Here is a 21,949-nt window from a genome sequence, read left to right as displayed (position 1 = left end):
TTAATCTAAAATTCTTACAATGGACTTTTGTAACATCTTCTCAAGCTTAGGCAACTTAATCTTAAGTCCTGCGGGCAAAAAACTACCATATTCTGCAAGTCCAGGATTTTCCTCTAACACTTTTTCCACAGCTCCAGAAGTAAAGCCATAATGTTGATGACAGATATAATCTAAAACTTCATTCTCTTGAGTATGGTAATACATAACGTTTTAAACTTAAGCTAAATTCAATCTTTCTTGGCAAACCAGAAGGGAGAAAGAATCTTTGCCTTTCTTCTATATGAGTAATAACAAAATGCCCAAAGATAAACCCTGAAGCTTGGGCTAAGATATGGGGTATTTGCTTTACCCATGACTCTCTCATATTAATTAGATCATTAAAATGCAGCTGCGGATAGATTATTCCTTCCAAATCAATATGTTCTACCCCTGAACCAATATTTTGTAATGATATTTGACCGATGCACTCAACTGCATGCCATCTTTGCTCTTTATAGTATCGTAAGCTTGTTGGTAAAAATTTATATGGTCCAAGTGACAGCATTAATAAACCTCTTCTACTATATCAAAAAGGGCGCCACGTGCTTGTTCTCTTATTCTTCTTATAACTTCATCAGCAAGACTACAAGTATCTTGATTAGGCTCTGCTTTAATACTGATATTATAATTATTAGTAATATGTTGAGTTTTATTGAAGGTTTTCTCTTCCTTATTTTCAAATTTACTCTTGATAAACTCTTTAAATATCTTGTCAGTATCGTCTTTAGAGTTACTCTCAGCAAACTTTTTCTCTTCAATAACGCTATTTACCTTAAAATTCTTAAGAGTATTATTTTTAGAAAACTCTTTTGATGTGCTGCTACTTAAAGGGGAATATACACTCTTTAAAATAGTGTTTTGAGCAGACTTCTTCTTAAATAGTGAAACAGTATTCTTAAGTGGAGAAATAGCAGTATTGCTTATCCAAGCAAAAGCCTCACCAATGGGTTTTATAATTGATTTAATATACTCCCAAAAACTAGCAAAGAAACTTTTCACCTTTTCCCAATTGCTAATTATAAGAGCTGCACCAGTTACAAGTCCTGCAACTGCTATACCTATAGGATTACTGATCACAGCTAGTGCTATGGTTTTTAGTCCTAAAACTACTGCTGGAAATACCGATGAAGCTAATTTAGTAAATGCTAGAGTAAGCGGTCCATGCATAATAGCTACTAGTGCTAAAGCTCCACCTTTAATAAAAGTGAGGGCATAACCTAGTCCTACTGCTGCTATTTTAAAACCAATCAGAGCAGTAGTAACTCCCACCACTGCTGTAGTTATTTTGGGATATCTCTCTGCAAATTGAGCTATGCTGGTAGATATAGCTTTTAAAGCTCCAGTGATTGTATTTAAAGTAGGGAGCATAACTGCACCTAAATTCATACCAACTTCAGCCATTGAATTTTTAAGCAATTGTAGATTATTGGCTGTAGTACTTGCACGATTATCAAACTCTTTCTGCATAGAATTTTCATAATCTCTTTCTTGAGCAACCAGCTCTATAGCTTTTTTATACTTATCTAAACTACCAACTAGCAGGGCAATATCATCTTGATACTCAAGGCCAAAGAGCTTGTATAAGATTTTAGAACGTTCCTGGCTATCTATTTTCTCTAGTGCTGCAAGAAATTTCATCAGTGCTCCTTGGGCATTAGATTTGATGGCTTCTTCAAGCTCTTCTACGCTTAACTCCATTTCCTCTAATGTCTCTTGGAACTCACTACTTTGCTCTCCTGCAGTTTGGAGTTTACTGAGCATAGCATTTATTGCTGTTGCCGCTTTAGCTGGTTGTTTACCTAAACTAATAAAGCTATTAGCTAAACTGCTTGCTTGAGTAACGTCCAAGCCAAACTGTTTTGCTGTACCACCAATTATATTTAAAGTTGCCACCATTTCTCTGGCTTTGGCTGCAGTATTATCAGATAAATGGTTTATTACATCACCAACTTTACCCATTTTATCAATGCCAATATTATAAACATTGGAGAGTTTAGCAATGGCATCACCCGCTTCTTCTGCCGTCATATCAAATGCGGTAGCCATTTTAGCTACTGTATCTGTAAATTTAGTGAGATCTTCTTTTGCAATACCAAGCTGACCACCACTAGCAGCGATTTGGGCAAGTTCTGCTGCTGATAAAGGTATAGTACGTGACATTTCTTTTAGCTTATTAGCAAAATCAGTAGCTTCGCTTGTATTAGGAGTAAATTCTACCACCTTCTTAACATCAGCCATAGCAGATTCAAAATCAATAGCAACTTTTAGTGGTGCTGCAAGTGTTACCCCTAATGCTATGGCATCTACCATTTGAGATCTAAGGTTTGCTCTCTGTGCTAAAACCTCTTGCTGTTTTTTTATAACTGAACCAAGTGCATGATAACGGCTTTTTAGCTTTTCAGCTGATGCTCCGAGTTTAAGTTGACTACGAACCAGAGACTCTATATTCTGGCCACTTTTTCTTATTTCTAGATTTAATTGGTAGAGGGCTTCTCTTTTGTGCAAATAAGCTGCTTTTGCCTTAGATGTCGATAACTTAATCTTATTAAATTCTGTTTGCAGAGCTTTACTTGGTTTTTCGGTTAGTTTTATCTGTTTAGCTAAGGATTTTACTTGTCCTTCTAAATCTTTCCAGGATTTTTTGGCAGTCAATGAGTCACGAGTTAATTGCTTAAACTTAGATACTGATTGCATTGATAAGTCAAGTTGCCTGATTGTACTGCCAAGACGAGAAAGCTGAGCTGTACTTCCAGTCATAGTACTACTAAAGCTACCATCCAGTACTGCGCCGATTTTTATTGAAAGTGTTGACATTTAATTTCCCTTGCTACTTTAAACCAAAGAATGAATTCTTCTATTTCCATATCTAGAAATTGCTCAATCCCGCCACCTATAACAGAACTAAGCAATAGTACATTTAACCTTAAGTCCTTTGTGACGGAAAAAAACCTTTTAACACTTCCTGTACCTTAACGTAATCAGTAATATCTAACTCTTCTATGGCTTCCCTGGTAACAGAAGCAAGGTTAGCAGTTAAAGCCACTTCTCTTGCCAAATCACTACCATCAAGACGATCTATAGCTAAGTAATCCCGCACTTTTGGCCGTCTAAGAGTAAGCTCAGAAATAACAGAGCCATTGGCAGTAATAGGTTCATTAAGTAATATTGTATTCATATTATCTCCTGTAATTAAATTAATGTTTTAGTATATTTACAGCCCTAAAGCCGTTTGCAGTAGAGTCATCTGATCGACACCGTTGATCTTACGCATCATATTCTCAGCATCGATTTCAATGAGTTCTTTGCCTCCTATGGTAAGTTTGTAATAGTGAGCATTGACCATACATTTAAGAGTTCTCCAGGTTTCCAATTACCAAAATCAAGTTCTCTAAAGGTACCTCGTAAATTGATCACCACTGCTTCAATATTATTATTACCACTTCCTTGGAGTCCTCCCCTTAAGGTTAAAGGTACTGAATTGCCATCTGTTAAACCAAAAAGTCTAAAAAGCTCAGTGTCATACTCAGCAAAAGTAAGCTCAGCTTCAAGCTTTTCCATCCCCATATCAATACTTACTGGGATATCCATCCCTCCAGCTCTATATTCTTCAGTTTTGATAGTAAGTTTAGGTAAAGTGAGCTCATCAATGCGACCAGCATAACCTCGACCATCAACAAAGACATTAAAGTTTTTTAAAATTTTCGGTAACATAAAATTTATCCCCCTATTTAAATTTTAAAATATCTCTTTTATATTGCTATCAGCTAAGTACGAACGGAACGTTATCTGCTCAGCTGGATAAGATGGAGTAAACTTAAAATCAAAGTAAACCCTGCCACTTGTAATGTTTGCAGGAGTATTAAGCTCTGGTGAAGGATAACACTTACCAGCAAGAATTGCTCCTTGTGCCTTTAAATGTGCTAAATAAGAGTTCACACTTTCAATAACATCATCAATGTAGGTTTTACTAATGTTACGATCAACTGCCCAAAGATGAGCACGCAGAACACTATCATTGATTAAATCCGCTGTTCGTCTTACCGATAAAAATGCCCATTTAGGATCAGAGGAGCAGGTTCTGTTTCCCCATAATCTATAGCCGTTTTGGTGAATAATGGTTGCAACTTCATTCTCATTTAAGTAATTAGCTCGAGAGTTTAAATCACCTAAAGTAAAATCTATAGCTCGACTCGTGCCAAAAGTACCATTTATCTCTTGATTTGAAGGTAAAACCCAAGTTCATTGTTAACTTTAGCAATAAGTCCAGCAACAAATGGGCTTGTAGGTAAAATTTCTTCTTTACTATCAATAAAAACTTTAACCCAAGGATCAACTGCATAAACTCTGCTACTGCCAATACTTTTGCGATATTTAACTGCCTCTTCATCATTAGTATTGGGGCCGTCAGCAACTATAATTGCTCTTAGCTTCTCAGCTATGGGGATTAGAGCACTAATTACTGGATTTTTAGGTTTTTCAGTATTTGACTCTGTTTTAGATAACTGCTGAGTAAAATGAGGAGCAACCAGTATTCTTGGAGTCACATGTTTCACTACTTAAGAAAGCTTCTATACCTTGATATTCTCCGGTTTTTTTATCTATTCCTCCGATAATATTTTTAAGTGTTTCGCCATCTTTTAAAAGAGGATCACTATTTTTACCCTCCTCAACCCTAATAACTACTACCGTTGCTCCAATTTGTGCAAAGATTGCATTGATAGCTGCAGGAAGAGTACCCTTCTTACCAAGTTTAGCTGCTTCTTTTAAGCTTCCTGCAATCAGTGATGGTTTGTTCAATGGAAATACATTACTATCGCTGTCTGGAGCAGTACCAATAACGCCAATTACTGCTGATTTATTGGTACCTTGGACCTGAGGTTATCTCAACAACCCATGGAAGAATTGGTCATTCATATATATTTATCCTTTTTTAAGAAGCTTGAGTTTCTTTAATAAAATCATTGAGAATGTTTTGTAGCTCCTGGTCAGTTTTAGCTTCTTTAATTTTTTTCTTGCTAAGCTTTCAAGCTCTTCACATTTTATTATGGCCTTTATCGCTTGGTTTACCCTTTCTTGAATCAGCTTGGCCATCTCAACTATCGATATGTCACGTACTTTAGCTAAAGGTGCAATAATTTCTGTATCTTGATTATTTAAAGGTTGCTTTGTTTCCTCTGCCTTGAGAATATTTCCTGCAGCTTGAGCTTGAATATCATATGATTTGGCTTTGTGATGAGAATAACCCACATATGGCCCAGTATAATTATGGAAGTAAATATTAAGACTTGTAAGTGCTGCAGATTTAGCATTCTGTAATAATTCTAGTTTTATATCCTCATCGCTACACTGTGCAATCTCTCCACCTTCCGTTAAACAATAGCTTTTTTGCCAACTAAAATCTCTTGGAGCCTCATGCCATCCCTCATCTTCTGGTTTACTTTCAAGGGTAGTGGTTTCAACTTGTTTATTATTTACAAAACGAATATAAATAGGCATTTTCTAGCTCCAAATCTGATAAACATATTCTAATCCTGGGCACTGCAAAGCCCGAAGTGTTCTCTCCCTGTCAATCTCAAGCCCAGTGGTTAAAAAGCTGCTACATAAATACCAAAGTACATAAATTGGGCGTAATAACTGCTAGTATTAGTGTAGTAATACGGTGAGGTATAAAGCACAATTGCTACTGTTTTCTCCGCCGGAATAACTATAGTAGCCGAGCTTGATAATTCCGTACTTGTGCTATTATGCTTTTGCACATTTTTCCAGGTCACTGTTGAAGTCTTTTCTTTATTAGGATTGATTGCATCTGGGGTACCAACAAATACTCCGGCACCCTCATAACCAGAACTCCATCCTGATGAACCAGTAAAATTTAATGTTCGAGTTATATCTTCTTTACTGGTGTTCTTAACAAAGATTACTCCCAGTAATGCATATGGATATTGATACACGTTTGTACTTACAGCGTAACGCAAATACATCTCCTTATAAAGAAATGTACCATTTGTCCCTTGAAGAAAATAAAGCTGTGGCGGCTTATAAAAACTACAATATCTAGTACTTTCCTTATGAGCCCCAGCAAGAAAAGCAAGCATGTAATTAGCACCGGTTGTACTACTGTACCATTGGCCAAGTTCACTAGAGAAGTTACTTGATCCCCAATTATCATTATATCTATTTAATATTCCAAATAATAAAGGTACTGATCCAGGTGCAATCATACTACGGCTTTTTATCTCCTTGCTTAAATCATCAACTGCCCCCTTAATTTGATCTAGATTCCCACTACTATCAATTGCGGCAATATTTGCATCTTTTCTCGTATCAAGTAATGATAAGCTTTCTATACTTTTATCATCGATGTTTTTTAATGATTGTTTTTCCAGCTGAGAAATAGCAGTTAAAGCCTTATCTTTAGTGGTGTCTAATTTATTTAAATGACTCGTTGCACTATCTAGAAGTTCTTTTAATTTCTCATCAGTTATATTTACAATATCAAAAACTGTGCTCTGTCCCGCTATAGATTCTAACGCTTTAGCTAAATAGGCTATCTTATCAGGGGTAGCATCTATTGACAATTCCTTAAGTCTTTGCTGCAGAGCATTAACTACTTCTTTGACGATGGTCATTTTATTTCCATAAATTTAAAAAAGTTTCAAAACTAAAACGGATAAAAGCATCTTTGAGATTTAAGTGTTCACTTTCTTGTAAGCTAATATCCTTATCTATTTTCATAATGGTGTTACGGATACGAGCTACGTCCTCAGCAGCAATATTATCCGGGTGCGGTAATAAGTATCCACGCTCTGTTTTATCATCTTGCATACTATGTAATGACTATTCTCAAATTTCTCACTTTAGGGCGATACAGTGCTGTACCACTTAAGACTAACTTCATTCTGGTACTACTTGCATTAAAATTTATCAGCACATGAGTTCTCTCTACCTGAGATTCACCTATTGGCTTGCCAGCAGTTAAATCAATCAATTGCCACTCTCCCTCAGCTTTTTGGAGGTAAACTTTAACATCAGCAGTGCCTGGAAGAACAGCATCATAAGTAACTGTGACCTTAGTATCTACTCCTGCAGGAATACTTCTGGTAACATAATCTGCAGACTCTAAAAGATTACCAATGAACTCCTGGATAAAGCACCGGGCTTTTCTTCTCTGATCCTTTAATTCTACTTTTAGTTCTCCATTGAGCGCAGTATTAAAGGTAAATTGTCAGATAAATGATATTCCTCACCGTTCTCATCAGTCAACAAAACCTCAGCGTTAGTATCAAAAGCAACTCTTTCAATATTGGCTAGAACTATTAGATCTGAAGTTTTATCTGTAGTGATCTTGCCAAGATCAATGGTGTGGGTATTCTCAGTAAACCTTGCTGCTAAAAGTCTAAAAGTTAAATCCAAGTTTTGATGGGGAGTCCAAGTACTAGCGTTACTGGAAGAAAGCAATACCCCAATTTGATAAGGTTGACTGACAACAAAGCGACCATTTACCGCATCATATTTTCCTACTTCTGCTATTTTTACTGCAGTATTAGCATCGTCAGTAAGAACAACTAAAGCATACTCTTGCCCAGCTTCACAAAACACTGGAGGCCAAATAGCACGTGTTGTACTACCATTAGTGTTAACATCATGTGGTTCAATATAACTTTCAGCAACAACAGTTTGAGATGGTATGCCAATATTAGTTTCACGAATCTGCAGGACAACCCGTTTTGTCCCATTATTTGTAAACCATAAATCTACACCAGCAATATGTCTGCTTTCATTTAAAGTAAAAGTCTGAGCCAAAGGATCAATGCGTTTAGTGGCTATGACTCTTCTTCTCTCTTCGGTAGTGATTGTTCCACGACTGGTATAAGTTGCTTCAGCGTAACTACCTTGGTTACCAAAAAATTGTACAAGTTTTGTTCCCGCGGGAATATTACTTAGTACGGTAAATCTTCCTGTTATTTTTCCTTGGTTATCAGCTGTAAGCGGTGTAACTGCATTCATATTTTTAAGCTTCAGGTTTAATACTGATGGAATCAAATCTTAATTCTTTGAGTTCTTCATGAGGAACAAAGCCTTCAAGCTCAAAACTTTGAGTGGCCTGACGCATAAAGACAATTTGATTACTTCTACTACTTACAAGCTCTGTGCTGTTATTAACACTAAATCTACTAGTTATGGAACTGAGCCAATTAGTTTTTACTTCCGTCCAATGATCAACGCTTAAGTTAATTGTAGCTTTAGCTGGTACAGGATCAAAGGCTTGATAGGGATTAATTTTCATTTCTTTGGTTTGTAATAGTTGTTCTAATACTGGCTCAAGCTCATAGGGGAGAAGATAAGGCTTTGTTGCTTGCTCAAGATTAACTACTGTAGCAGTAATAGGTAGAGTCAGTTCTTTATTTACAATCGCTGCTGTTTGGGTAATACCTAAATCACGCATATCATCATCAAAAAAAGGATCAACAAATACCCCTTTCTTAGCAGTAGGCTCTCTTAAACTCGCATCACTACGCAAACGTTCTTCAGCAACTAGAGCATAAAGATCATTGATACTTTTTTTCATGGCCTCTAAGTCATTCATAGGTATGGCATAAATAGCATTATTTATTACTTTAGGGCTTTCTTTTTCGTGCCATTTTTGCTGAACATAACTAAGAGCAAGTTGTCCTACTGGAGCTTGAGGAATGGATGGTTGCCAAGGATGGGCTATGCCCTTTATTCTTCTAATTACCCCTTTGCTATCGATGGTGATTAAATCATATCTTGGCATTTTCCAGCTATAATCAACCAGGATTAAAGTTCCATCAACTGCTCCAATTACTTTACAACCTTGTTCATTTAAATCATGAGGAGAGGCATAAGTACGACAACGATAAGTGATTTGATAGCTACTACCTGGTGCTGGTTCTTTACCTGGTAATGACCAATCAACATCTCCAGCATGGAGTTTATAGTCTACAGCATTTTCATAAACAGTCTCCCCCTGCTTTATTTGAATAATCTCAAGCACAGCTGAGTCAGGTATAGGATCTACTGCTCCTGAATATGAGCCATGAGTTATGGTGATGGTTTTTTGTACAGTAATATCGACTTTTTTAATTTCAGTGATGGGTGAATCATTTAAAACAAGCTCCATTACTTTTTTACTATCGGGTTGAAAAGTATGAGGTTCTGAGGCAACAGCTTTAATATCTGGATCTTCATCAAAGTAAACACGTTTGCTATGGGGTAGAAGAGTTTCATAACCATCAACATGAGCTTTACCTTCACTGATCATGAATACTTGCTGTTTCTTGCCATCTTTATTTTCTCTAGCTAAAAATATTACCTCAAGGCCATTTACCACATAAGAGCCATTAGCTTCACGATCATAGCGAGCAAGAGCTGTGGTTACTATATTTGCTTGTGGTGGGGGAGAATGCTGAATGAGAATCCCATTTTCAATATGATAAATAGGATAGAACTCCAAATTTGAGTGATGCCCTCCGCTTGATATCCCCAAACAATAGTGCTTTTTAATCTTGCTGCTCCAACTTCTTGATAATTTCTTGTACCAACTGCAGGATCACGAAGACTTATATCCTCAAGTTCTGTAACTGTTAATTCAGTATAGTAAATACCAATACGAACTGTAGTACTTAGAGGAATGATAAACTCTGCAGCTTCAACTATTCTAACTGAGCCACGAAGATAAATTTTACCAAGCTCAAATTACCAGTCTTCTCATCAATAATGCAATTAGCTCCAGAGATAATATCGCCATCACTAAAAATAGCGTCTCCTATACCTTTAAGTTTAAAGAGAGCATAATCTTGAATCTCATTAAGTTCTGCTGATTGTAAACCTCTCCCTGCTAAGAATAGACTACGTTCATATCTTCTTTCTGGATTGAAACGATTATAATAACTATTGAGTGTCATAAAACTAAAAGAGTTTAAAAAGTAACTACAAAGGAAAAGGTCTCACGAGTAGCAGCAGTTCTAATAAGCGGCACGGTGTGTTCAAGTACCAACAAAATTCCAGAATCAATAATATCTTGCGGTTCAAAATATCTTTGCCCAGGAGGTAATACCTCTTTCACTTTGGTGCCAACCATAACTCCAAGTTCCCGTATCACTTGATCCCAAGCATCAGTAAAATCGAAAGTAAATTTAAGATATAAGCTACCTGTTGGCAGAGAAGAAGGCTTAAATCTCCCAGTAGGAGTAATTAGTTCTCCCTCATCATCACCGCTACAAAAGATAACTTCATCAGCCGTACGTCTACCCACCTCATTTATCAACTTTGTAGAATTGATTGGCTCTGCTTTTGTGCTTTGCGTGTATTCTAAAGTTACAGTATCATCCTCATCATTTAAAATGGAACTACTTTCTCCACGTTTTATTATACCAGTACTGCTATCAACTATATAATCCACACTTGGTTTATAGATTACTTCTCCTTTGAAAACCTTAACATCTTTAACTGGGTAATGGTCAAGCTTGATTTCACCCTTTAAAAAAGTTTTCTCGACTTTATGGTTACTTTCCCAAGAAGCATCACCTGTGCCCCAGGCAAGATGTATGGGTTGTTCTTTTATACTTAATGCTATTGCTGCTCGACCTGACTCAGTGAGGATTGACATTTATTGGATTTAAAAGCCTTACATATATTATATACAAGATTTGGAGAAATTTTGTCCAAAAATCTTCATTTAATTTAGTTAAATTTAACTTTTATTGCAACTTGACTCACTTATCATGCTAAATATAATATACTCTATTCTACTTTGAAGAGGTAATGGATATCTACCCAAGCTATGAGTTCTGGGAAAATGATTTAGAGGTTCCCGCCCACTACTTACTTAGTCGTTTTCAGAATCCAGAAATACGTAAGTTCTGGCTTGATTCTCTCACCGGTAAGCAATTAAATATTATCTTTAAGCATTGCTTTAATCATCAGCAGCAACTATTTGAAGATGATATAAGTCATAATAATATGTCAGTACAGCAAAAACGTAAAATCATTGCCAATGGTTCTGACGTACTATTTAACTATTATCTGATTAGTTATTTTGATCGTACTAAACTTGAATCAGCTATTAGTGAAGTTGCAAGACTGGCTATTACTCAAAAGCTTATGGAGCTATATTTAATAAAAAATAATACTAAATATGATAAAAGATCCTTACTGTTCTTATTATTTCAGACAAATTATTCTTTATTAAAATCTGTTTATCATTTTGATAAGGTGCAAAAAAGAGGCTCTACTGCCTTTACCTTACAGAAGGTACCAAGACAAGTAAACAATACTCCATTTAAAGATTTTATCTCACAAGAAATCATAGAGCAAATTCTTAAGGAAGACGATGCGAGACGTAATGATAGTTTAAAAAATCAATTGCAGGGTCTCTTCTACCATCAAAATCGTATATATGTCTTTATACGGCGAGCTAGTGACTTTTGTTTTCTTTTAAACTCAAATAAAGTAGTGCATGGTCATAAACCCGATTGGATTATAATTGATTTCTCTCTTAATGCTAATCAGGTAAATTTATGTACTAAAAGTATCAGTCAAGGTCTCAGAATAACAAATTATATTGTAAGTCAGTATTTTGAACGTGAGTGTTCATTTATTAACACACATAATCAAACTGAAGTTGCACAGGTACGTACATTCTTAAATGCATGTGTACACAAGTCAGTGCCTAATATTAACCTATTTGAATTAAAATTTAGTTCATCTCAAACCTATATTACTCTAACTACAAATGATATTGAACAGTGGCTACAGAAGCTAGAACCTTCTGTTGGTAGTATATTACATAATGTTTCTCTAGTTCAACATGCAAGAGTAATATTTCAAAATAAGAAAGTCACCTTATCTTTTCAAATAAATGGACAAGACCAAAACTACATAGCAATTAATTATTCAGAACATATACTTAATAAAAAAGAACGAGATGATTTTAAATCTTTAATTAAGGATACTTATGGTATTACTGTCTTATCAAAAGCAAAAGCACTTTCAAAATAGAGAAATAGTTAATGCTATATTAATGAATGGATCTTGGATAAATCCTAAGAAGGGCTATTTAGAAGCTGCTAAATACTTAAGTAAGCTTGGATTTATTGAGTTTGAAATATCATATTTTGTTATTTGTGCTAACGAATTAGATCTTGATTTTCCAGATGTATATGATCCTGATTGCAAAAATCAGATTATAATTGCCCATGACTTTAATGAAGACTGTGATGATTTGAGCTGTGAAGATTGTGGTCGTTATATTTTTCCTAATACTTATAAAAAACAAAGATCTCTTGTACTTTCTATCAAACTCAATATAGAAAAAACAGTAAGTTATTTTGAAAGTCTATTAACTGGTCTAATATGGCAAAAAGCTGAAGCAGGAGTTTACCATATTAGTTTTCAAAATAGAATAGTTAGTATTGTTATACCAGTTTTATGTACTGATACATCATATTTAACTGCAGATAGATTAAGAATTAACCCTACTGTTTTAATAACCCTTGGGACAAGAGATCTTAAACTATTACTAAATTTGTATACTATTTCTATGGCTGATATAATTTGTAAGTACAAAACTTTAAAAGAAATATTACTCACAGCAATCGAAAAAGGAATACCAGAACTATTACCTAACGTTTCTTTACAAGCATTAAATTATTATCCTTATGTACCACTACAATACGCTCAACCTATTCCACCAGAGAAAATCTTACAGCTACAAATTCAAGGAAATAACATTTGTATTAATAATATAGAAGTTATTGATAAACACTCAAAATCTGGAAATATATTTTTTATTCTTTTAGAACAATTTTGGCAAGATTTTAAGGAAGGAATTTCTAAGGAGCAGTATAAAGCTTTAAGTGTTGGGGAAATTGCAAATAGGATAGGAAATATTTTCGATGTAGAACAGCAAATTCGTAAACCAATAAATAGAATGCAGAAAAATATAACAGAGAAATTAGCTAAAACCTTAGGGTTAAATGTAAAAAGAGATGATGTTATTCAAACTTTACCGTGGTCAGCAATGAGTGGTAAGGAATATGGCTACAGACTTAACCCATTTATTCTCATTTTTAGAAAGTAGTCTATCTAAATTGTAAATTAATAATGATTTAACCTCTGATGAAGAAAAATCTATAAGTCCTTCTTTATTTGTTCCAATTTTGTTCAATGCATTTTTTGTCCGTTCAAAATCGAGATTGGCAAGATCACAGACCATAGCAAAAGATTGAGAATTTATCCATCCTTGCGCTTCTTTTCTTAGCTTTTGATTTTTTCCTAATAGATCTTGTATGGCCTGGATAATAACCGCAGACCATAACCTTCCTTCATCGTATTTCATTACCAATTAACCTGAGAATTTTTGATAAAATCAGTGTAAGCACGATGCTCTGGAGTTATAACCGCAGCAATCTTATTCTTCTCTCCATATTCATCAGCTGTAATTCCTATCTTTACTAAGCATTCTAGGCCATTTAAGTCACCAGTAGCGTTGATCTTACGAGCAAGAACTGCTTTCTCTGAGGTGTCATGCGGATGAATATTACGTGCAGATTCTAAAATACTTCTAATCATGGAGCGTCCCATTTCACTCCACCTATCTTCACCATCTGCTTTGCTACTTTTAATTCCAATGATTTGATAGATTCTATGTTTCGCATATGGACCTTCAGTTACAATAAATTCAGTATTGAGATAAACATTTCCAGTGGTCCTACTTTTAGTTAACCAACAGTCGCCATCATAACCTCCAGGCTGAATGGCTATTTGTACTTTAGCTATTGTACCTGCAGGAATGAGATTGCTTTGTGATTTTGCTGTATTGAAGTCAGTTAAAAGATCTTGTAACATATAATTTCTCCTATGAATTAAATTTTAAAATTAAAAAAAGGTTAATGATCCCATTGCTCTATAAGCTGCCAAGAGCCAGAGGTTTTATCGACAAGCTTACTTGGTACACGTTCACCATTACGTAGTTCAAACACTATCTGACGTACATTACTCTCTTCATCCTGAGAAAACATAACCATGCCAGTACTGTAGAATCCCCTTAAAGATCCAGCTCCACTTAACCCTTGAAATGGGTCTTCTTCGAGCATTTTCTTAGATAATTTCTTTGTGTGGTGGGTCAGTATCATGCAGGCATCTGGACTCACAACACTACGTAAACTTTCAAGAGTTCTTTGCAAGAAGAATAACATGGCGCTATTATCATTTTCATTGCCATATTCACTGCTAAAGATATTACGAAGAGGATCAATCGCCAAAATATCAGGTCTAAAGTGTTCTTTTACAGTTTCCTTTATTTGCGTTATCTCTTCACTATTGAATGACAGGTGTACTTTTGGAGTAATAATTAAATTATTAGCAGCTATATCTAAAAGATCCTTGTCAAGCTTAAGCTGTTGTAAGCGTTCCTTCATGTAGGGATATTCAATTTCAGTTTGCAAATAAAATATCTTCAAAGGTCGACTTGGTGTCATTCCAAGAAAAGAAACTCCAGCGGCCATATGTACTAGCCAAGAAATTAAAAAATCACTCTTACCAATTTTAGGTGGACCTCCCAGTACTAACAAACCTCTTTGGGTTAAGATCCTTGGCGAGATAATATCTGCTGGTATTGGTGACTTATCGTTTAAGTATTCCTTGACGGTGAAGAATGGTATTTTTTGTCTATTAAAATCAGTAAATTGTCTCATAAGGTTTACACTCCTTTTGTAATTGAAATTGTGGATAAAGTTTTGTTCTTAATTTTGCTCAGTAGCTTACCTAAATGTGGTTCTTCAACCATATCAAGACAGCCACTACGATCCTTAGCTGGATATCCCCAGGAATTGATAGCATGACAGATAAAAGAGCGTACTTCCTTGCCATCTTCTTTTTTAATGCCTACCATGCTGATAACTTCATCAACAATACCGGGAATTTTACTGGCAGTTTTAGTTCCTTCACACTGTGGCAACCAAGTTGGGCGATTAAAGTCATCTAAATATTGTCCAAGGGTACCAACTAAAATGATGTCTTTACTAGGAATATGTTGAAATTGATTCAGCCAAGCCATCATCTCTTGAGCAAGTATGCCATATGCTGCTCTCATGTCTTGTTTACCTGTTCTCTCAGAAATAGATTCAGGTTGTAATTTAGCCCATAGAAGACTTAAGCGTGAGGCAACAGTTATGCTATCAATGAAAATGCATCGGTACTCAGAGAGTTTTGCTAAAAGATCTCCATACTTACCTAAGATGTGATCATAGTGTCTTTGGCTATAAGCTTGATCAGCTTTAAGTGCAGGATTTGGGCCACCAATTAGACAAGCAATATCTCTTGCTTCATTCCAAGTACGAATGTTAATTGAATCTCCCTGCCAATCCTGTACGGCCAGTAAACCAGCTTCAAAATCAAGACACAGTGTTGGCTTATCTAAAGTCTTAAGTAAACTAGTCTTACCAATGCCATATGGTCCAAAGATTACTATCTTCACTCCTGTAGTAGTTTTTAGTCTTTCTTCACTATTTGTAATTTTTAAAGTCATAATTTTATTCTCCTCTCATAATATATAATCAAGAAATGACGACGATTTGTTCACCTGTTTTTACAAATATATTTTTAAGTGAGAAAGTTTAGCTCGTATTTGTCTTCTGATGTGATAAACAGTTGTTCTTGATATTTTATACATTTTAGCAATTTCACAGATGCTATAAGATTGAAGATCATAACAAATGTCCTGCCAAAGTTTTGGCAATTTTGAAATTGTTGTGCTTATATCGATATTTGCTGCTACTTTATTTTCGAAGTGACTACTTTTATCAACGACATTACCTAATTCTGTGATATCAATGAATAATATCCCGGCTTTACTATCACGTTTAGCGCATGATTGCTTGCGTACAAGATTTATAGCACGATTTTTAATAATGCTATGAATAAATGCATCTTGACCGCTTTCATCACCACTATATTGGTTTAAATCAGACCAAGTTTCGCACAAAAGCTCTTGTTCTATATCTTCAATACTGTAATCAGCAAAACATCTGAAAGATTTAAGTCGTCTAGCACGTTTCCTTATTTGTTTAATAATTTTAGGGTTAATGCCTAAATAGCGATTGTTTGATTTCATAGCGATTCCATAAATTTATATGGTTTAATGATGAAATCTATTGCCCTGATTTTGTACGGCACGAGAGAAATTCTTTCCCCCATATGTAAAAGTTAATCACTTGATATTTCAGGATTTCTTTCCAGTTTATCCCCCATCTGCAAAATTTGTTCAGACATTGAAGTTATTATGCTGTTTTAATAGTACTTATTCTCATATCTTATGATGGTTTTATTTAACCAATAATTAATCTTTAATTAATATTTAAGCTTAATAATTTTATTTATATCATTAATAGATATAAAGTATGGGGGTGAAATGACAGAGAATAATAATATAAAAACTTGTGATAAATATGAGGAATATTTTGAAGGATTTAACAATATCGGTAAAGATCTCGATGAATTAAAAAAGTCTTTTGATGATGAGTTAATATGTATACAAAAATCAGTGAAAAAGGATAAAAAAAGCTATCCTATATTTCAAGATGATAAAGCATTTGATGTGTTCAGGAAGCTTTGTAAACTTAAGTTACTTGATATAGTCAAAGACACTTTTAAACTAACAAAACATGATATTAAAGCCATAAATAAGGTTATTGAGCAAGATAGATTGAACATAAATGCACAAGATGTACATCATCTCTATAAGCTTGCCGACAAATTTACAGAAAACGATATACAGTATCTTGAAAGAGCTGCTACAGCGTATGAAAATGATAGTATTGAACGAGAATTCGATTCCTTTGCACAAGAAAGATTTACTGAACTTAATAAGTGTGAGAAACAAGTATTTGATCAATTTGAAAAAGAACAGCTAAGTAAAACAGAAAAAGGCAAAGCAGGATCAATCAAATCATTGTTTACGAGAATATTTAAAATAGTAATAAGAAAGCTTCAACATGGAGAAAAATTAGTTGAACTTAAAAGCACAAAAGAACAGCAAAGTAGTTTTATCAGTCATCTGCCAGAAAAGAGTTTAAATGATTTAACTGATTTTAATTTTGCAAAGGAAGAGCATAAACTAGAAAATTCTTCAACTAAAATGGATGCAAGAAGTAACTTAATTGATTTAAATACCACTTTTGATCAAGTAACAATAACTGAAATAAACAACAAGCAATTAAGTCAGTAATTCTTTTGGATTATATATTTCAGTAAAAGGAAGCAATAAGCTCAAAACAGCGCTACAATGGAATGATATTAAAATCTATTTAGATAGTAGTGCTGTTCATTGAAGTTAAACTTAAAACACACCCAAACCAACTAAAAGCTAAAGGCAAGATAATGATTACAAGCTATATGCCATTTGCTGACGTTTTAAGTTATATTATAAGCGTAAGTTTATAAAAAGTATACAATTTCCCATGCTGAAATAACATAATGACTCTAAAAACATCACATTTAAAGCAACATAAACTCTACTTACTCATATCTTTAATACTTTTAGTTTAGTAACTTAGCAAACCAGCTAAACATTAGCAATGTTAGTAGAATTACTTTGAGAGTGCAATAGTATTTAAAAAAAATCTAAAAGTTCAGTAGATATGATGTTTTCATGGGGGTAGTTTTAAAACTTTATTATGGATTGTTTGTCTTTGCATTCATTTTTAATTCTTCTGTTAAAATAGACTTTTTATTAAAGATCAGAATTTCTAGTTGGTAATATTTGATTATAATATACTATAGTATATTATTATATATATAAGGTTTTTTGCCATCTTGCCAACTACCTTAAACCTGCTATGGGAGGGGATTTTAAGACGCATTTCTAGTTGGCAATTTCTTTCTGCATTTCTGCCATCCTGCCAACTTAAAATTAACAAAATAACTTAAAACAAGCCACTGCGGTCAGTTTGAGAAAAATCCTAGTTGGCAAGATGGCAAATTCTTAAACTGCCAACTTAATTTTTGCCAACTTATTCTGCATTTTCAACTGGCATAAGTACTCCATTTGTTGCTGATAGATAACAGCTTGGTTTAATAAATACATATTGATCTTCAGAAATTTTAAGCTCCATATCCTCAACACATAAATAACCATACTTTGATCTGGTATTTGATAATTCATGTTCAGGACTTCTCTTGAAAAATTTTATATGACCAATGGTTGCAAGATGACTTATTCTTTCGCGAATACTACGTTCACTACCAAGACCTAATTTTCCTTCAAAATATTTAGCAAATTGTGCTGTAGTATAGACTTTACCTTTATATGCTTCACTTGCAATTAATTCTAAGATAACGTCATGTCTTCTTCCACGTTCTAAATCTAGTTTCTTGTTATAACTATTCCTTACTATTCTTTCTGAATTAAAATGTGCATCACACTCTACAAATGCTCCATTTTGCCAGTAAAACGAAATCTGATTTTGTTCAGATGCAGAATAATTAGACTTCTTACGGCAAAGAACACGATCAATATCAGAAGCATCAGCTCTATCCGGTTTTGATAAATACCACCTGGACCTTACAGAATTATTCCATGCTGTTGAACCTCCTGTACCAGTTTTTCGTATTATTCCTGAATCAGAAGGATGAGCACATAATAAAACAGCTCCTTTTATTGTCTTTGCTATATGACCACAACAGTTTTGAATAAATTGCCTAACATGAGAGCGATCATTTTCATTACCGCCAAATAGGTCTGCAGCTGTGTCTAAGATCACTAGCTTGGGTTGAAACAATTCAATGTCTGCAAGCAATTCTTGAAAGTAAGGAGTTAATTGGCCTATACCTTTATTATCAAAAACCATAAGAAGATTATTTTCTCCTACTCGAGATGATAAACAAATGTTGTCTAGGAAAGCAGGGGATTGCATATCCAATTGATAAAATGCATTTATTGTACATTGCCGACGCCAGAGTTCTTCTTCATCATATTCACAAAAGACACCATATGTTTTAATTTGTTCAATATCTATGCCTAACCAAGGTTTACCAATAGCAGCAGCTGTCATTAATTGTTGTGCAAGAAGAGATTTGCCAACACCGCCATCGCCATAAAGAGCAGTAACGCTACCAACAGGAAGCCAATCTTTTATGATCCACTTTCTTTCTGGAGCAGTATTAGTCCAGATTGATGTATCAATTTTTTTCAATTTATTAGAGGAATTATTATTGTTATAAGGGCTTTTCTTATTTGTGATAAATTCTAGAGGATTTATTCCTTCTTGGATACAATCAGCAGCATCCCAACCTTTTGGTTTATTTTGGGGAACTTTAATAATTGCTAGGGAGATAACACCAAGATCGATGAGTTTTTTTGCAACTTTCTCAGCGTATTGCTTTCCTGGTTCATCGTTATCTGGCCAAATTATTATGTGTTTGCCTTTAAGTAGTGACCAGTCTGTTTTGTCAATGGGTGCATTTGCTCCAGACATTGCTGTTGTTGCTGTAATACCTTGTTTTATTAAGCTTTCTGCACACTTTTCTCCTTCAACAATAATGACCTTATCGGCTTTAATTATACCTGGGATATTATATAAAGGTCTTATCTCTGGTGCAGTATAGCTTGACTTTTTGACATCAAATGGCAGATATCGTTTCCCTAAAGCAGTATCATAAAGATAAACCTTAACAATAGCCTCACCATTCTCATCAAGATAATCCCAAGAGGTTGTGGACTCAGCTTCATTAACTTTATGTTGCCGGTAATAGCCAAGCCACTCACCAATGGATGCCATTACTTCATGGAACTCAGCCTTAACATCTTTCCTATGTGCAGCAGCCCAAAGATCTATGATATCCCCTCCTTCTCCAGTGGCAAAATCGTTCCATAAACCTGCTTTATTGCCTGTCAGTTCTATTCTTAAACTCTTTCCTTTACTACCTTGCAGATTACCAATACGATATTCGTTGCCATGAAAAGTGCCATTACGGAAGAGGTAAGAAAGACAAGATCTTATATTAAGTAAAAGCTGAGTTTTTAACTCTTCCTTCTCTAATAGTGGCTTATAATGTCCATTCTTTGATAAGTTGTTTAAATCACATGTGATATCCATAATTTTCCGTTAATAGATCCCTTATCAATAATGAATCAAGAAATCACACGAATTTGTTCACTTATAGCTCAAAATTTTTTGACTATTAAAACCTTTGATGAATTAAATGTTGAAATAATGTAACTTTTTCTGAACATTTTGATGAATTTTCTTGATATATATAGTAGAGGGATACGAAACTCCATTATTTTAATAGTAAGAAGGCTACATAATAAGATGATATATGAAAGATAAGCTCCCAGGTAATAATGAAATCTTGTTTTATGAAACAGACAATGGAAAGGTATGTATAGAGGTCAGATTTGAAAATGATAATCTATGGCTTACACAGAAACATATGGCTAAGCTATTTGGCTGTTCAAGTGATAATATTTCGTTGCACTTAAAGAATATTTATCTAAGTAAAGAATTAGATAAAAGCTCAACTACTGAGGAATTCTCGATAGTTCAAAAAGAAGGAGAAAGAGAAGTAAAACGTAATGTAGTATTTTACAATTTAGAAGCTGTTATATCAGTAGGCTATCGTGTTAATTCAGAGCGTGGCATAGCTTTTCGTACATGGGCAACTGATAAACTAAAGAATTACATTTTTAAAGGCTTTGCAATAGATAGTAATAGATTTAAGAATGGTACAAGATTTGATGCTAGATTCTTTGATGAGCTAGTAGAAGAAATAAGAGAAATTAGGGCTAGCGAGCGTATAGCTTACCAGAAAATTACAGATATTTATTCAACTTCAGTAGATTATTCAAGTTGTGCAATTGAAACAAAAGATTTCTTTGCTATAGTGCAAAACAAATTACATTTTGCCATTACTGGAAATACAGCAGCAGAAATAATCGCAAATAGAGCAAATAGAAACAAACCAAATATGGGCCTAACAAATTGGCGAAAAGCACCTAAAGAGAAAATCTTTCTCTCTGACACTCAGGTAGCAAAAAACTACTTAGATGAAAATGAAATTGCTCAATTGAATAAGATAGTGAATATGTATATAGACCATGCGGAATTTCAAGCTGCTCGAGGTAAAATAATGTATATGAAAGATTGGAAAGAAAAGCTTGACGCATTTTTAAAATTTAACGAGCAAGAGATATTAAAGGACCACGGTAAAGTTTCTCATGAGGTAGCAATTACCTTAGCTACAAAGGAGTATGAAGAATTCAGAAAAATACAAGATAAATCGTACAAGTCAGACTTCGATAAATTGGTGGAAGAAAAGAAAAATCTTAACAAAACTAACTCCAACTAATAAATCTATACCTAAAAATAAAATATGTCGATACTCACATTAGATTTAGGACAACAAACTGGTTGGGCAATTTTAGAAGGAGGAGTGATTGAAAGTGGTAGTAAGAGTTTTCATGTTAGTCGCTTTAGTGGTGGAGGAATGCAGTTTTTAAACTTTAGTAATTGGCTTAATTCTTTAAAACAGAAGTTTTCAAATATAAGTGTTGTCTATTTTGAAGAGGTAAGAAGACATCTTGGCACTGATGCTGCTCATATCTATGGAGGCTTCTTAGCCCATCTTACTGCTTGGTGTGAGCTTTGCCTTATCAAGGTGTTGCTGCAAAAAGCATTTTATCACAGTAATGCCAGTAAAAGTGCAGTGATTGCTGCAATAAAAAATAAAGGTTTTACCCCAAGTGATGACAACGAAGCTGATAGTTTAGCACTACTATTTTATGCTATGAATTTAAATAATAATATTAATAACTTAAGTAGTTTAGAAGCCTGTTAAGCGGGTCCTTGGCTACTGTGGCGGGTTTTGGGTAAAGGGACCCCGGAAGTTC

Annotated in this window: 21 protein-coding genes and 3 pseudogenes; 5 read left to right on the top strand and 19 right to left on the bottom strand. The window is 34.5% G+C overall.

Translation table 11 applies throughout. The annotated features are described in order from the left end of the window. From AACL19_RS03410 to AACL19_RS03355, 13 genes and pseudogenes are all read right to left on the bottom strand, one after another. On the bottom strand, positions 1–204 hold the full coding sequence (locus tag AACL19_RS03410) for a tail protein X (protein WP_339045306.1): 204 nt from the start codon (positions 202–204) through the stop codon (positions 1–3). Further along, entirely contained in the window at positions 179–544 is a 366-nt protein-coding gene (locus AACL19_RS03405) for a phage tail protein (protein WP_339045305.1), read from the bottom strand. Before AACL19_RS03405 ends, AACL19_RS03410 begins: the two co-directional genes overlap by 26 nt. Next, positions 544–2,853 carry a phage tail tape measure protein gene (locus AACL19_RS03400; RefSeq protein ID WP_339046431.1) on the bottom strand — a complete coding sequence of 770 codons (2,310 nt, stop codon included), beginning with the start codon at positions 2,851–2,853 and terminating at the stop codon, positions 544–546. Before AACL19_RS03400 ends, AACL19_RS03405 begins: the two co-directional genes overlap by 1 nt. A gap of 109 nt (positions 2,854–2,962) precedes the next feature. Next, complete coding sequence (locus AACL19_RS03395) at positions 2,963–3,214, bottom strand: phage tail assembly protein (RefSeq protein ID WP_339046433.1); 252 nt, start codon at positions 3,212–3,214, stop codon at positions 2,963–2,965. Between the two features lie 36 nt (positions 3,215–3,250). Then, positions 3,251–3,750: pseudogene (locus AACL19_RS03390) on the bottom strand (phage major tail tube protein). A gap of 24 nt (positions 3,751–3,774) precedes the next feature. Next, positions 3,775–4,902, bottom strand: a pseudogene (locus tag AACL19_RS03385) (phage tail sheath C-terminal domain-containing protein); the annotation flags it as partial. Positions 4,903–4,959: 57 nt separating this feature from the next. Continuing rightward, positions 4,960–5,535, bottom strand: coding sequence for a hypothetical protein (locus tag AACL19_RS03380; RefSeq protein ID WP_339046603.1), 576 nt, complete (start codon positions 5,533–5,535; stop codon positions 4,960–4,962). Positions 5,536–5,624: 89 nt separating this feature from the next. Continuing rightward, positions 5,625–6,668, bottom strand: coding sequence for a hypothetical protein (locus tag AACL19_RS03375; RefSeq protein ID WP_339045300.1), 1,044 nt, complete (start codon positions 6,666–6,668; stop codon positions 5,625–5,627). Between the two features lies 1 nt (position 6,669). Further along, positions 6,670–6,864: a hypothetical protein gene (locus tag AACL19_RS03370; protein WP_339045299.1), complete on the bottom strand. Its 195-nt coding sequence runs from the start codon at positions 6,862–6,864 to the stop codon at positions 6,670–6,672. Position 6,865: 1 nt separating this feature from the next. Continuing rightward, positions 6,866–7,027: a hypothetical protein gene (locus tag AACL19_RS07050; RefSeq protein WP_410519845.1), complete on the bottom strand. Its 162-nt coding sequence runs from the start codon at positions 7,025–7,027 to the stop codon at positions 6,866–6,868. 200 nt (positions 7,028–7,227) lie between these two features. Further along, positions 7,228–8,046 carry a hypothetical protein gene (locus AACL19_RS03365; RefSeq protein WP_410519844.1) on the bottom strand — a complete coding sequence of 273 codons (819 nt, stop codon included), beginning with the start codon at positions 8,044–8,046 and terminating at the stop codon, positions 7,228–7,230. Between the two features lie 4 nt (positions 8,047–8,050). Beyond that, positions 8,051–9,965, bottom strand: a pseudogene (locus AACL19_RS03360) (DUF4815 domain-containing protein). A gap of 14 nt (positions 9,966–9,979) precedes the next feature. After that, the gene (locus tag AACL19_RS03355) at positions 9,980–10,669 is read right to left on the bottom strand and encodes a hypothetical protein (protein ID WP_339045298.1); all 690 of its coding nucleotides are present in this window, start codon (positions 10,667–10,669) and stop codon (positions 9,980–9,982) included. A gap of 155 nt (positions 10,670–10,824) precedes the next feature. Here AACL19_RS03355 and AACL19_RS03350 point away from each other — a divergent pair, with 155 nt between their 5' ends. Further along, positions 10,825–12,060 (top strand): hypothetical protein, encoded by a 1,236-nt coding sequence (locus tag AACL19_RS03350; RefSeq protein ID WP_339045297.1) that lies wholly within the window; start codon positions 10,825–10,827, stop codon positions 12,058–12,060. Further along, positions 12,017–13,141, top strand: coding sequence for a hypothetical protein (locus AACL19_RS03345; RefSeq protein WP_339045296.1), 1,125 nt, complete (start codon positions 12,017–12,019; stop codon positions 13,139–13,141). The genes AACL19_RS03350 and AACL19_RS03345 overlap by 44 nt, the downstream gene beginning before the upstream one ends. On the opposite strand, the gene AACL19_RS03340 is transcribed toward AACL19_RS03345, so the two are convergent. The 5 genes from AACL19_RS03340 to AACL19_RS03320 are packed head-to-tail and all read right to left on the bottom strand — an operon-like array spanning position 13,076 to position 16,174. Beyond that, the gene (locus AACL19_RS03340) at positions 13,076–13,399 is read right to left on the bottom strand and encodes a hypothetical protein (RefSeq protein WP_339045295.1); all 324 of its coding nucleotides are present in this window, start codon (positions 13,397–13,399) and stop codon (positions 13,076–13,078) included. The genes AACL19_RS03345 and AACL19_RS03340 overlap by 66 nt on opposite strands. Further along, positions 13,399–13,908: a hypothetical protein gene (locus AACL19_RS03335; RefSeq protein ID WP_339046601.1), complete on the bottom strand. Its 510-nt coding sequence runs from the start codon at positions 13,906–13,908 to the stop codon at positions 13,399–13,401. Before AACL19_RS03335 ends, AACL19_RS03340 begins: the two co-directional genes overlap by 1 nt. Positions 13,909–13,949: 41 nt before the next feature. Then, positions 13,950–14,756: an AAA family ATPase gene (locus tag AACL19_RS03330; RefSeq protein ID WP_339045293.1), complete on the bottom strand. Its 807-nt coding sequence runs from the start codon at positions 14,754–14,756 to the stop codon at positions 13,950–13,952. A 5-nt stretch (positions 14,757–14,761) separates the two neighbouring features. After that, entirely contained in the window at positions 14,762–15,589 is an 828-nt protein-coding gene (locus tag AACL19_RS03325; RefSeq protein WP_339045292.1) for an ATP-binding protein, read from the bottom strand. A gap of 60 nt (positions 15,590–15,649) precedes the next feature. After that, complete coding sequence (locus AACL19_RS03320) at positions 15,650–16,174, bottom strand: sigma-70 family RNA polymerase sigma factor (protein ID WP_339045291.1); 525 nt, start codon at positions 16,172–16,174, stop codon at positions 15,650–15,652. A 297-nt stretch (positions 16,175–16,471) separates the two neighbouring features. Between AACL19_RS03320 and AACL19_RS03315 the strand changes: the two genes are divergently transcribed. After that, positions 16,472–17,287, top strand: coding sequence for a hypothetical protein (locus tag AACL19_RS03315; RefSeq protein ID WP_339045290.1), 816 nt, complete (start codon positions 16,472–16,474; stop codon positions 17,285–17,287). A 784-nt stretch (positions 17,288–18,071) separates the two neighbouring features. Here the strand turns inward: AACL19_RS03315 and AACL19_RS03310 are convergent. After that, positions 18,072–20,156: an AAA family ATPase gene (locus AACL19_RS03310; RefSeq protein WP_339046599.1), complete on the bottom strand. Its 2,085-nt coding sequence runs from the start codon at positions 20,154–20,156 to the stop codon at positions 18,072–18,074. A 223-nt stretch (positions 20,157–20,379) separates the two neighbouring features. Between AACL19_RS03310 and AACL19_RS03305 the strand changes: the two genes are divergently transcribed. Both AACL19_RS03305 and AACL19_RS03300 read left to right on the top strand, forming a co-directional pair. Next, positions 20,380–21,408, top strand: a complete 1,029-nt coding sequence (locus tag AACL19_RS03305) for a virulence RhuM family protein (RefSeq protein ID WP_339045288.1) — start codon at positions 20,380–20,382, stop codon at positions 21,406–21,408. Between the two features lie 24 nt (positions 21,409–21,432). Next, a complete protein-coding gene (locus AACL19_RS03300) occupies positions 21,433–21,897 on the top strand; it encodes a Holliday junction resolvase (protein ID WP_339045287.1) in 465 nt (154 codons plus the stop codon). The last annotated feature ends 52 nt before the right edge of the window (positions 21,898–21,949 follow it).

Origin of the sequence: Candidatus Mesenet endosymbiont of Agriotes lineatus (assembly GCF_964019585.1) — a bacterium.
GTDB lineage: Bacteria > Pseudomonadota > Alphaproteobacteria > Rickettsiales > Anaplasmataceae > Mesenet.
Note: the sequence above shows the minus strand (reverse complement) of the source record. Positions and strands in the feature narration are given on the sequence as shown.